Source organism: Pseudomonas sp. E1BtOHC1, assembly GCF_058744285.1.
On record NZ_CP196023.1, the window covers coordinates 792,916 to 805,480 of the forward strand.

10 protein-coding genes are annotated in these 12,565 nt (G+C 58.2%); 4 read left to right on the plus strand and 6 right to left on the minus strand.

Annotated elements, in window-relative coordinates:
* Positions 1 to 2 precede the first annotated feature (2 nt).
* From ACSSVC_RS03715 to rpmH, 6 genes are all read right to left on the minus strand, one after another.
* A complete protein-coding gene (locus ACSSVC_RS03715; RefSeq protein WP_404937966.1) occupies positions 3 to 1,415 on the minus strand; it encodes an amino acid permease in 1,413 nt (470 codons plus the stop codon).
* A gap of 331 nt (positions 1,416 to 1,746) precedes the next feature.
* Positions 1,747 to 3,117 carry a tRNA uridine-5-carboxymethylaminomethyl(34) synthesis GTPase MnmE gene (gene mnmE, locus ACSSVC_RS03720; protein WP_346634711.1) on the minus strand — a complete coding sequence of 457 codons (1,371 nt, stop codon included), beginning with the start codon at positions 3,115 to 3,117 and terminating at the stop codon, positions 1,747 to 1,749.
* Between the two features lie 79 nt (positions 3,118 to 3,196).
* Entirely contained in the window at positions 3,197 to 4,897 is a 1,701-nt protein-coding gene (gene yidC, locus ACSSVC_RS03725; protein ID WP_041120515.1) for a membrane protein insertase YidC, read from the minus strand.
* A gap of 2 nt (positions 4,898 to 4,899) precedes the next feature.
* Positions 4,900 to 5,145 carry a membrane protein insertion efficiency factor YidD gene (gene yidD / locus ACSSVC_RS03730; RefSeq protein WP_003213574.1) on the minus strand — a complete coding sequence of 82 codons (246 nt, stop codon included), beginning with the start codon at positions 5,143 to 5,145 and terminating at the stop codon, positions 4,900 to 4,902.
* A complete protein-coding gene (gene rnpA / locus ACSSVC_RS03735; protein ID WP_197662869.1) occupies positions 5,138 to 5,539 on the minus strand; it encodes a ribonuclease P protein component in 402 nt (133 codons plus the stop codon). The genes yidD and rnpA overlap by 8 nt, the downstream gene beginning before the upstream one ends.
* Before the next feature lie 16 nt (positions 5,540 to 5,555).
* Positions 5,556 to 5,690 (minus strand): 50S ribosomal protein L34, encoded by a 135-nt coding sequence (gene rpmH / locus ACSSVC_RS03740; RefSeq protein ID WP_003213577.1) that lies wholly within the window; start codon positions 5,688 to 5,690, stop codon positions 5,556 to 5,558.
* 566 nt (positions 5,691 to 6,256) lie between these two features.
* On the opposite strand from rpmH, the gene dnaA reads away from it, so the two are divergent.
* Genes dnaA through gyrB form a run of 4 tightly spaced genes read left to right on the plus strand, consistent with a single transcriptional unit; the run spans position 6,257 to position 12,483 of the window.
* A complete protein-coding gene (dnaA, locus tag ACSSVC_RS03745; RefSeq protein ID WP_346634710.1) occupies positions 6,257 to 7,795 on the plus strand; it encodes a chromosomal replication initiator protein DnaA in 1,539 nt (512 codons plus the stop codon).
* A 38-nt stretch (positions 7,796 to 7,833) separates the two neighbouring features.
* Positions 7,834 to 8,937 carry a DNA polymerase III subunit beta gene (dnaN, locus tag ACSSVC_RS03750; RefSeq protein ID WP_011058392.1) on the plus strand — a complete coding sequence of 368 codons (1,104 nt, stop codon included), beginning with the start codon at positions 7,834 to 7,836 and terminating at the stop codon, positions 8,935 to 8,937.
* A 20-nt stretch (positions 8,938 to 8,957) separates the two neighbouring features.
* Positions 8,958 to 10,061 carry a DNA replication/repair protein RecF gene (gene recF / locus ACSSVC_RS03755; protein ID WP_123723707.1) on the plus strand — a complete coding sequence of 368 codons (1,104 nt, stop codon included), beginning with the start codon at positions 8,958 to 8,960 and terminating at the stop codon, positions 10,059 to 10,061.
* A 4-nt stretch (positions 10,062 to 10,065) separates the two neighbouring features.
* Entirely contained in the window at positions 10,066 to 12,483 is a 2,418-nt protein-coding gene (gyrB, locus tag ACSSVC_RS03760; protein WP_123723708.1) for a DNA topoisomerase (ATP-hydrolyzing) subunit B, read from the plus strand.
* The last annotated feature ends 82 nt before the right edge of the window (positions 12,484 to 12,565 follow it).

Here is a 12,565-nt window from a genome sequence, read left to right on the forward strand (position 1 = left end):
GCTTATCCTTTTTCATGAGCTTCAATACCGGGCTCGATCCCTGCCTTGCTGAAGGAACCTGGTCTGATCCATATCCAATAGGCCAACGACAACAACGCTAGCCAACCCAACCCCACATACAATGCCAGGCGAGTATCGGGAAATGCGCCCAGTACACCGAAGATGAACAACATGAAGACTGCCGCGCAGAGCTGGCCTCCATTCCCCAGGGGAACCGGAAAGTGCAGCGCCTGGATCTCTTCGGCTGTCATGGCCCAACGCATGGCCATCTGCGACAACAGGATCATCAGCCAGACCCAGACCACCGAAAAGGTCACCAGAGAGGCAAAGATCAGGAACAGCTCTTCCGGTACCCAGTAGTTGAGAAGCACCCCGAGCAGCAATGCCACAGACATCACCAGCACCGTCATCCAGGGCACGCCGAATCGCGAGGTGCTGGCAAAAATGGCCGGCGCCTGACCGATGGCGGCCATGCCATACATCATGCGGCCGGCACTGAAGATATCGCTGTTGATCGCCGAAACCACCGCTGATATCACCACGATATTCAGCACTGTGGCCGCCGAACCTATCCCCAGGCTGCTGAAAATCTGCACAAATGGACTGCCCTGGTTACCGACGCTCGACCAGGGAAGCAACATCAGTAGGATCAGCAAGGTGAGGACATAGAAGATCAGGATCCGCAGCGGCACCGAGTTGATGGCCTTGGGAATCATGCGCTGCGGGTCCCTGGCCTCGCCGGCGGTGATGCCGATCACCTCGATGCCGCCGAAAGCGAACATGACGATGGTGAAGGAGGCGATCATTCCCTCCAGGCCATTGGGGAAGAAGCCGCCGTACTCCCAGAGGTTGCTCGGCCCCATGCTGGCCTGGCCCTCTCCCAGTTGGATACCGAAGAACAACAGAGTAAAGCCGCCAACGATCATGGCGAGGATGGCGCAGACCTTGAGCAGCGACAGCCAGAACTCCATCTCGCCAAATACCCGCACGCTGCACAGATTCAAGGCGCCGATGCCGAGGACAATGCTCAGTACCCAGATCCACCTCGGTGTATCGGGAAACCAAAGGCCCATGTAGACACCAAAGGCGGTGACGTCCGCCAGGCACACCATGAGCATTGAAAAGGCGTAGCTCCAACCGGTGAGAAACCCGGCGTAGCGCCCCAGATAGTGGCTGGCGTAATACCCGAAGGAGCCGGAAACCGGGGTTCTGACAGCCATTTCACCCAAGGCGCGCATGGTCAGGTAGATTGCCGCGCCGCCAATCAGGTAAGCCAGCAGGACCGAGGGGCCAGCCTTCTGGATAGCGGCCGCCGAGCCGTAGAACAACCCGGTGCCTATGGCTGAACCCAGAGCAATGAAGCGGATGTGCCGAGTGCTCAAGCCACGGTGTAAAGCAGAGCCCGCGTTTGCCATGTCTGTTCCTTGAATGCAGATTCATCGGGATCAGCCGGCGTCCGTCAGCCGGCCCAGGCCGCACATCAAGGTCAGTTTTCCCAGATGTACGAACCTGTACAGAATCATCGATGCAAATCAGGAACCACTTTTCGAATTCGGTTAACTTCGGCGATCTAGCCGCTATCTATCGCTTTGATAACGATAAATTGACGATCTGCAACTTGAAGCTGTTACCCAAGGTCGCAGATCCATGGCGGGGGGGATAAAGGTAACGGCTGAAAGCCCTGCGTTGACAGGAGTTACCCACAGGCCAATCGCCCCGGCGCCGAGCACCGGGGTCGATCGTCAGCTACTTGCCGATGCAGAAGCTGGAAAAGATCCGTCCCAACAGGTCATCGGAGCTGAATGCCCCGGTAATTTCTCCCAGGGACTGCTGTGCCTGGCGCAGATCCTCGGCCAGCAGCTCTCCGGCACCGGCCAGGGTCAGCTGGGCCCGGCCGTGTTCCAGTGCGGCACTGGCATAGCGCAGGGCCTCCAAGTGCCGGCGGCGAGCACTGAAGCTGCTTTCGGAAGTCTGTTCATAACCCATGCAAGCCTTGAGATGCTCACGCAACAAGTCCAGGCCAACACCCGCGGACATGGCACTGAGGCTGATGGTGACGTGACCATCGTCACAGGTTTCCAGAGCGATGGGCTCGCCAGTCAGATCGGCCTTGTTGCGGATCAAGGTCACCTTGGCCGGGTCCGGACGCTGCTCAAGAAATTCTGGCCACAGGGCGAAGGGGTCAGCCGCCTCTGCTGCAGTGGCGTCCACCACCAGCAGTACCCGGTCGGCTTCACTGATGGCTTTTAGCGCACGTTCGACGCCGATCTTTTCCACTTGATCCTCGGTGTCCCGCAGGCCGGCGGTGTCCACCACGTGCAACGGCATGCCGTCGATGTGGATATGTTCCTTGAGTATGTCTCGAGTGGTGCCGGCGATATCGGTGACGATGGCCGCCTCGCGCCCGGCCAGGGCATTGAGCAGACTGGACTTGCCGGCGTTCGGGCGGCCAGCGATCACCACCGTCATGCCGTCACGGAGCAAGGCGCCCTGCCCGGCTTCCCTCAGTACTGTGGATAACTCGTCGCGTACCGCATCGAGCATGCTCAACACGTGGCCATCGGCGAGGAAGTCGATTTCCTCCTCGGGAAAATCGATCGCCGCTTCGACATAGATCCGCAGGGCAATCAGCTGTTCGGTCAAGTTATGCACACGCTGGGAGAATGCCCCCTGCAACGAGCGCAAGGCATTGCGCGCTGCCTGTGCGGAACTGGCTTCGATCAAGTCGGCAATGGCTTCGGCCTGGGCCAGGTCGAGCTTGTCATTGAGAAAGGCGCGCTCGCTGAACTCTCCAGGTCGGGCCAGGCGGCAGCCCAGCTCCAGGCAACGCTGCAACAACATGTCGAGAACGATGGGGCCGCCATGGCCCTGGAGCTCCAGCACATCTTCGCCGGTGAAGGAGTTCGGCCCAGGGAAATACAGGGCGATGCCTTCATCCAGCACATCTCCCTGTTCACTGAGAAAGGGGCCGTAATGCGCGAATCGCGGTTTCAATTCGCGGCCGCTGATGGCCTTGGCGGCCAGGCTCGCCAGGGGCCCGGAAATCCGTACGATGCCCACGCCACCGCGACCTTGGGCAGTGGCGACAGCGGCGATGGTTTCACGAGGGACATTCATAACCCGACATCCAGACAAAAGTGACAGATAGCAAAACGCCCCACTAGGGGGCGTCTTGTGTGGTTATCCACAGCGTAGGTCAGGCAGCTGCTTTCTTGGTAGCCGCTTCGATCTTACGAGTGATGTACCACTGTTGTGCGATCGACAGGCAGTTGTTCACTACCCAGTACAGCACCAGACCTGCAGGGAACCACAGGAAGAAGAAGGTGAAGATGATCGGCATCATTTTCATCACCTTGGCCTGCATCGGATCCGGAGGAGTCGGGTTCAACTGCTGCTGGATGAACATGGTGGCGCCCATGATGATCGGCAGGATGAAGAACGGATCCTTGATCGACAGGTCGGTAATCCACAGCATGAACGGTGCCTGGCGCATTTCCACGCTTTCCAGGAGTACCCAGTACAGGGACAGGAAGACCGGCATCTGCACCAGGATCGGCAAGCAGCCACCCAGCGGATTGATCTTCTCTTTCTTGTACAGCTCCATCATCGCCTGGGACATTTTCTGACGATCGTCGCCGAATTTTTCCTTCAGCGCGGCCAGTTTAGGTGCCACTGCACGCATACGTGCCATGGACTTGTAGCTGGCGGCCGACAGAGGGAAGAAGATCCCTTTGATCAGCATGGTCAGGAAAATGATCGACCAGCCCCAGTTACCCACCAGGCTGTGGATATGTTGCAGCAGCCAGAAGATGGGTTGGGCGATGAACCACAGGAAACCGTAGTCCACAGTCAGTTCAAGACCTGGGGACAACTCTTTCAGCACGGCCTGGCTTTTCGGACCGGCGTACAGAATGGCGCTGGTTTCAGCCTTGGCACCTGGAGCAACAGTCATCGAAGGGCCGGTGTAGCCAATGATGTAGTTGCCTTTGCTGTCTTTACGCGCCAGGACCTGGTTATTTTCGCCTTTTGGCGGAATCCAGGCCGTCACGAAGTAGTGTTGCAGCCAAGCTACCCAGCCACCCTGAACGTTTTCAGTGATTGGGGCCTTGGATTTATCCTCGTTCACCTTGTCCATGTCTTTCATGGACACTTTTTTGTACGGCTCGGAACTTGTCCACAGGGCTGCGCCCAGGTAAGTCGCGGTGCCGGTGGCGGTGCTGGAGGACGGATCGGAACTGGCGTCGCGCTTGAGCTGGGCGAACATCGCACCGGTCCAAGGTTGCGCGCTTTCGTTATCGATCAGGTAGGAAACGGTGATGTCATACAGGCCACGCTTCAGGGTGAAGCGCTTGATGTAGTTGACGCCGTCCTTGCTGAACTTCAGGTCGACGACCAATTGGTCCTGACCTTCAGCCAGTTGATAACTTTTCTTCTCTGCCGAGTAGATCGGGCGACCGGCCGGGTTGGCGTCCGGGCCGTTGCTGCCAATCAAGCCACTTTGTGCCAGATAAGTTCGCTCGTTGCCGTTATCGAACAGCTGGAAAGGAATTTCCGGGTGGTCCTGACGACGTGGATACAGTGGCAAACGCAGTTGCGCGATATCCCCACCTTGTGGATCGACAGCCAGGTCGAGCACATCCGTTTTGATCTGAATGAGATCTTTGCTTGCAGCAACCGGCGCTTCTGCGGGTGCAGTGGTATCGCTTGCGGCGCGTGGAATGTCGTCGTTGGCAGCGGGAGTGCCAGTTGGCGTATCCGGCAAGCCCGGAGCGGTCGTGCTGGAAGCAACATTCTGAGTCGGCAGGGCAGCCTGGCCATAATCCTGGTTCCATTTAAGAACCATGACATAGGACACGATTGCCAGGGCGACGATCAGGATCGTGCGTTTGATATCCATGATTACTCGGCCATCGAAGAAGAACGGGAGGTAGGGATAGGTGGAACCGGGTCATAACCACCGGGATTCCACGGATGACAGCGACCTAAACGACGAAAGGTCAGCCAGCCACCGCGTAGAAGGCCATGATTTTCGATGGCTTCCAACGCGTAGCAGGAACAACTGGGGTAGAAACGACAGTGATTGGCCATCAGAGGACTAATGGCATAGCGGTAAAACTGGATCGGAACGAGGGCCAGTTTACGCATCGGGACTGTCTACCCCTACAGTTTCGGATTTGACTGCTGGTTCCGGCTTGTTGCGCGCCAGACGTTTCCAGAGTTTGCCGAAATGCTGAATCAATTCGGGGTTTTCTACATCGCCCAAACCTTTACGCGCGACGATAACGATATCCCATCCGACCAGTGAGTCCTGGTGGAGACGAAACGATTCGCGCATCAGACGCTTGAGGCGATTGCGCTCAACGGAGAGTTTTACGCTCTTTTTCCCGATCACGAGCCCCAAACGGGGATGATCAAGATCGTTGTTGCGCGCAAGGAGCAGGAGATTTTTCCCCGGAACCTTGCCGGTAGGGGAGTCAAAGACCGCCTTGAAGTGCCGGGGGGTAAGCAGACGCTTTTCCCGACTGAAGTCCTGACTCACCTCCAGTGCCGGATTATCAAACTGCCAGACGCGCACGACCTTTGGCGCGACGACGCGACAGGACGGCACGACCGTTCTTGGTAGCCATGCGAGCACGGAAACCGTGGGTACGAGCGCGTTTGATAGTGCTTGGTTGGAAAGTACGTTTCATGTCGTGTTACCTGGTTCGTCCACAACGGGCCGGAATGGCCCCCGTTTTAAGAGACCGGCGATTCTAGAGAAAGCAAGCCTCTAGGTCAATTTCCAACCAGCTTTTCCTTTATCTATGTATGTCCGGGTCCAGGGTTGTGACTCAGGGTTGGCTAGATATAAAAATAAAGAAGGAAAGTATTTAAAGCTTTTCTGTAAAGCTTATAAAGGCTAGGGACGCTACCTTCTGTGGATAACTGCCTTTAGCCCTTATATTCCGTGCTGTACAGAGAATGACAACACGGTTGAGAAGCCGTGCTCTGCCTGTGCTGCGCTATCGGAAAAGCTGTGTGTGGAAAGGTAGGTTATCCACAGGCGAGTTATCCACTGAGTTTCACCCCGAGTTGTACAACGACCTCAAGTGGGGTTATCCACAGAGCTTATGCACATACCATTGGTCGTGTTTATTCGGGGTAAGGCGTTGATTCTTAGTGTCCTCAGGGCACGCTACATGTGGATAAGTGGACGGCTGATCGCTACAATGGCCGCTTGTTTTTGCCTCACCGGCTTTCAACTTAGGGGATATCCGTGTCAGTGGAACTTTGGCAGCAGTGCGTGGAGCTTCTGCGTGATGAGCTGCCTGCCCAGCAATTCAACACTTGGATCCGTCCGCTACAGGTCGAAGCCGAAGGCGACGAGTTGCGTGTTTACGCACCGAATCGTTTTGTTCTCGATTGGGTCAACGAAAAGTACCTGGGCCGCGTGCTCGAGCTGCTGGATGAACACGGCAACGGCACGGCGCCGGTTCTTTCCTTATTAATAGGCAGCAAACGCAGTTCGGCGCCGCGAGCCGCGCCTAATGCGCCGCTGGCCGCAGCCGCCTCCCAGGCGTTGCAGGCAGCGGCCGCCAATGCAGTCCCGGCCGCTCCCGCGCCGACTCAGGCCACCAGCTCTGCCCCGGCCAAGAAAGCCGCGGCGCAGAAGGCAGCCGAAGTCAGTGAAGAACCCTCTCGTGACAGCTTCGACCCGATGGCGGGCGCCAGCTCGCAGCAGGCACCGGTACGCGCCGAGCAGCGTACCGTCCAGGTAGAAGGTGCGCTCAAGCACACCAGCTACCTGAACCGCACCTTCACCTTTGAAAACTTCGTTGAGGGTAAGTCCAACCAACTGGCCCGGGCTGCGGCCTGGCAGGTGGCGGACAACCCCAAGCATGGCTACAACCCGCTCTTCCTTTATGGCGGCGTCGGTCTGGGTAAGACCCACTTGATGCACGCCGTGGGTAACCACCTATTAAAGAAGAACCCGAATGCCAAGGTCGTGTACCTGCATTCCGAGCGTTTTGTTGCGGACATGGTCAAGGCGCTGCAGCTCAATGCCATCAACGAATTCAAGCGTTTCTATCGTTCGGTCGACGCATTGCTGATCGACGACATCCAGTTCTTCGCCCGCAAGGAGCGTTCCCAGGAAGAGTTCTTCCATACGTTCAACGCCCTCCTCGAAGGCGGCCAGCAGGTGATTCTCACCAGCGACCGTTATCCGAAAGAAATCGAAGGCCTGGAAGAACGCCTCAAGTCCCGCTTCGGCTGGGGCCTGACGGTGGCGGTAGAACCTCCGGAACTGGAAACCCGGGTGGCGATCCTGATGAAAAAGGCCGACCAGGCCAAGGTCGAACTGCCCCACGATGCGGCGTTCTTCATTGCTCAACGGATTCGTTCCAACGTCCGTGAACTGGAAGGCGCACTCAAGCGGGTCATCGCCCACTCGCACTTCATGGGGCGCGACATCACCATCGAGCTGATTCGCGAATCCCTGAAGGACCTGCTGGCCCTGCAGGACAAACTGGTGTCTGTGGATAACATCCAGCGCACCGTCGCCGAGTACTACAAGATCAAGATTTCCGATCTGCTGTCCAAGCGACGTTCGCGTTCGGTGGCTCGTCCACGTCAGGTGGCTATGGCCCTGTCCAAGGAGCTGACCAACCACAGCCTGCCGGAAATCGGCGATGTGTTCGGCGGTCGCGACCACACCACGGTTCTGCACGCCTGCCGCAAGATCAATGAACTTAAGGAATCCGACGCGGACATCCGCGAGGACTACAAGAACCTGCTGCGTACTCTGACCACTTGATGACTCCAACGCAGCTTATTAAGGCAAGGGACTAGACCATGCATTTCACCATTCAACGCGAAGCCCTGTTGAAACCCCTGCAACTGGTCGCCGGCGTCGTCGAACGCCGTCAGACCTTGCCGGTACTTTCCAACGTGCTGCTGGTTGTCGAAGGCCAGCAACTGTCGCTGACCGGTACCGACCTGGAAGTCGAGCTGGTCGGTCGTGTGCAACTTGAAGAGCCCGCAGAGCCGGGGGAAATCACCGTTCCCGCGCGCAAGCTGATGGACATCTGCAAGAGCCTGCCCAACGACGCGCTGATCGATATCAAGGTCGACGAGCAGAAACTGGTGGTGAAGGCCGGGCGTAGCCGCTTCACCCTGTCGACCCTGCCAGCCAACGACTTCCCTACCGTGGAAGAAGGCCCTGGCTCGCTGACCTGCCAGCTGGAGCAAAGCCGTCTGCGTCGCTTGATCGAACGCACCAGCTTCGCCATGGCCCAGCAGGACGTGCGCTACTACCTCAACGGCATGCTGCTGGAAGTGTCCGCCGGTATCATCCGCGCCGTGGCCACCGATGGTCACCGTCTGGCCATGTGCTCGATGCAGGCGGATATCGGCCAGCCGGATCGCCACCAGGTGATCGTGCCGCGTAAAGGCATCCTGGAGCTGGCCCGTCTGCTCACCGAGCCGGATGGCAACGTCAGCATCGTCCTGGGTCAGCACCACATTCGCGCCACTACCGGCGAGTTCACCTTCACCTCCAAGCTGGTGGACGGCAAGTTCCCTGACTACGAGCGCGTGCTGCCAAAAGGCGGTGACAAGCTGGTACTGGGTGACCGTCAGGCCCTGCGTGAAGCCTTCAGCCGTACCGCGATCCTGTCCAACGAGAAGTACCGCGGCATCCGTCTGCAACTGGCCAATGGTCAGTTGAAGATCCAGGCCAACAACCCGGAGCAGGAAGAAGCGGAAGAAGAAGTGGGCGTGGAGTACAACGGCGGCTCGCTGGAAATCGGCTTCAACGTCAGCTACCTGCTGGACGTGCTGGGGGTGATGACCACCGAACAGGTGCGCCTGATTCTTTCCGACTCCAACAGCAGTGCGCTGGTGCAGGAATCCGACAACGACGACTCGGCTTACGTTGTCATGCCGATGCGCCTGTAATCATGCTCAGCAGAAGCTAGATGTCCCTCAGTCGCGTCTCGGTCACCGCGGTGCGCAATCTGCACCCGGTGACCTTCTCCCCCTCTCCCCGCATCAACCTTCTCTATGGCGCCAACGGCAGTGGCAAAACCAGCGTGCTGGAAGCCATCCATCTGCTGGGGCTTGCCCGCTCGTTTCGCAGTGCCCGCCTGTTGCCGGTGATCCAGTATGAGCAGCTGGCCTGTACGGTCTTCGGCCAGGTGGAGTTGGCTCAGGGTGGGCACAGTAGCCTGGGGATATCTCGGGATCGTCAGGGGGAGTTCCAGATCCGTATCGACGGTCAGAATGCCCGCAGCGCGGCGCAGCTGGCAGAGATCCTGCCGCTGCAACTGATCAACCCGGACAGCTTTCGCCTGCTGGAAGGCGCTCCAAAGATCCGCCGGCAGTTCCTGGACTGGGGAGTGTTCCATGTGGAACCTCGCTTCATGTCCACCTGGCAGCGCTTGCAGAAGGCCCTGCGGCAGCGGAACTCATGGCTGCGGCATGGTACACTTGACGCCGCTTCGCAAGCGGCCTGGGACCGGGAACTGTGTCAGGCCAGCGCTGAAATCGATGAATACCGCCGCGCATACATCAAAGCCTTGAAACCAGTCTTTGAGCGGACCTTAGGCGAGTTGTTGCAGCTCGAGGGCCTGACGCTTAGCTATTACCGCGGTTGGGACAAGGAACGAGAGCTCAGTGAAGTCCTCGCGACCGCCCTGCACCGCGATCAGCAAATGGGTCATACCCAGGCCGGTCCACAACGTGCTGATTTGCGTCTGCGCTTAGGCGGACACAACGCCGCGGACATCTTGTCCCGTGGCCAGCAGAAGTTGGTGGTCTGTGCCTTGCGCATTGCCCAGGGGCACTTGGTGAGCCAGGCCCGTCGCGGTCAGTGTATTTATCTGGTGGATGACTTGCCGTCCGAGTTGGACGAGCAGCATCGCCGCGCACTTTGTCGCTTGTTGGAAGACTTACGCTGCCAGGTGTTTATCACCTGTGTAGACCACGAATTATTGAGGGAAGGCTGGCAGACGGAAACGCCAGTCGCTTTGTTCCACGTGGAACAAGGCCGTATCACCCAGACCCACGACCATCGGGAGTGAAGGCATGAGCGAAGAAAATACGTACGACTCGACCAGCATCAAGGTGCTGAAAGGTTTGGATGCCGTACGCAAACGTCCCGGTATGTACATTGGCGACACCGATGACGGCAGCGGTCTGCACCACATGGTGTTCGAGGTGGTCGATAACTCCATCGACGAAGCGCTGGCCGGCCACTGCGACGACATCAGCATCATCATCCACCCGGACGAATCCATCACCGTTCGCGACAATGGTCGCGGTATCCCGGTCGATGTGCATAAAGAAGAAGGCGTCTCGGCGGCAGAGGTCATCATGACCGTGCTCCACGCTGGCGGTAAGTTCGACGATAACTCCTACAAGGTCTCCGGCGGTCTGCACGGCGTAGGTGTGTCGGTAGTGAACGCCCTGTCCGAAGAGCTGATCCTCACTGTGCGCCGCAGCGGCAAGATCTGGGAACAGACCTATGTCCACGGTGTTCCGCAAGAGCGGATGAAGATCGTTGGCGACAGCGAAACCACCGGTACCCAGATCCACTTCAAGCCTTCGGCTGAAACCTTCAAGAACATCCACTTCAGCTGGGACGTCCTGGCCAAGCGGATTCGTGAACTGTCCTTCCTCAACTCCGGCGTCGGCATCATCCTCAAGGATGAGCGCAGCGGCAAGGAAGAGCTGTTCAAGTACGAAGGTGGCCTGCGGGCGTTTGTTGAATACCTGAACACCAACAAGACAGCGGTCAACCAGGTGTTCCACTTCAACATCCAGCGTGAAGACGGCATTGGCGTGGAAATCGCCCTGCAGTGGAACGACAGCTTCAACGAGAACCTGTTGTGCTTCACCAACAACATTCCACAGCGCGATGGTGGCACCCACTTGGTGGGCTTCCGTTCTGCTCTGACTCGTAACCTGAACACCTACATCGAAGCCGAAGGCCTAGCCAAGAAGCACAAGGTTGCCACCACCGGTGACGACGCTCGTGAAGGCCTGACCGCGATCATCTCGGTGAAGGTGCCGGACCCTAAGTTCAGCTCCCAGACCAAGGACAAGCTGGTCTCTTCCGAAGTGAAGACCGCTGTTGAACAGGAGATGGGCAAGTACTTCTCCGACTTCCTGCTGGAAAACCCCAACGAAGCCAAGTTGGTGGTGGGCAAGATGATCGACGCTGCTCGTGCTCGTGAAGCGGCGCGTAAAGCCCGTGAAATGACCCGTCGTAAAGGCGCGCTGGATATCGCCGGCCTGCCGGGCAAACTGGCGGATTGCCAGGAAAAAGACCCTGCCCTGTCCGAACTCTACCTGGTGGAAGGTGACTCTGCTGGCGGCTCCGCCAAGCAGGGACGCAACCGCAAGACCCAGGCGATCCTGCCGCTCAAGGGCAAGATCCTCAACGTAGAGAAAGCCCGCTTCGACAAGATGATCTCCTCGCAAGAGGTCGGCACCTTGATCACCGCACTGGGCTGCGGCATCGGCCGCGAAGAGTACAACATCGACAAGCTGCGTTATCACAACATCATCATCATGACCGATGCTGACGTCGACGGTTCGCACATCCGTACCTTGCTGCTGACCTTCTTCTTCCGTCAGCTGCCGGAGCTGATCGAGCGCGGCTACATCTACATCGCCCAGCCTCCGCTGTACAAGGTCAAGAAAGGCAAGCAAGAGCAATACATCAAAGACGACGAGGCCATGGAAGACTACATGACCCAGTCGGCTCTGGAAGATGCCAGCCTGCACCTGAACGACGAAGCTCCGGGGATCTCCGGCGAGGCGCTGGAGCGTCTGGTCAACGATTTCCGCATGGTGATGAAAACCCTCAAACGCCTGTCGCGCCTGTACCCGCAGGAACTGACCGAGCACTTCATCTACCTGCCGGCCGTGACCATGGAGCAACTGTCCGATCACGCCGCCATGCAGGATTGGCTGGCCAAGTACGACGCCCGCCTGCGCACCTCCGAGAAGTCGGGCCTGGTCTACAAGGCCAGCCTGCGGGAAGACCGTGAGCGTAATGTCTGGCTGCCAGAGGTCGAGCTGATCTCCCACGGCCTGTCCAACTACGTCACCTTCAACCGCGACTTCTTCGGCAGCAACGACTACAAGACCGTGGTCTCCCTGGGCGCTCAATTGAGCACCCTGCTGGACGAGGGTGCGTATGTTCAGCGCGGCGAGCGCAAGAAGGCCGTGACCGAGTTCAAGGAAGCCCTGGACTGGCTGATGGCGGAAAGCACCAAGCGTCACACCATCCAGCGATACAAAGGTCTGGGCGAGATGAACCCTGACCAGCTGTGGGAAACCACCATGGACCCAAGCATGCGCCGCATGCTCAAGGTGACCATCGAAGACGCCATCGGCGCCGACCAGATCTTCAACACCCTTATGGGGGATGCGGTCGAGCCACGTCGCGACTTCATCGAAAGCAATGCCCTGGCGGTGTCCAACCTGGACTTCTGATCCAGGGACACAGCTGAAAATAAAAAGGCCGACGCTTGCGTTGGCCTTTTTTATTGGCAGATTGTTCAATCCCTCATCCATA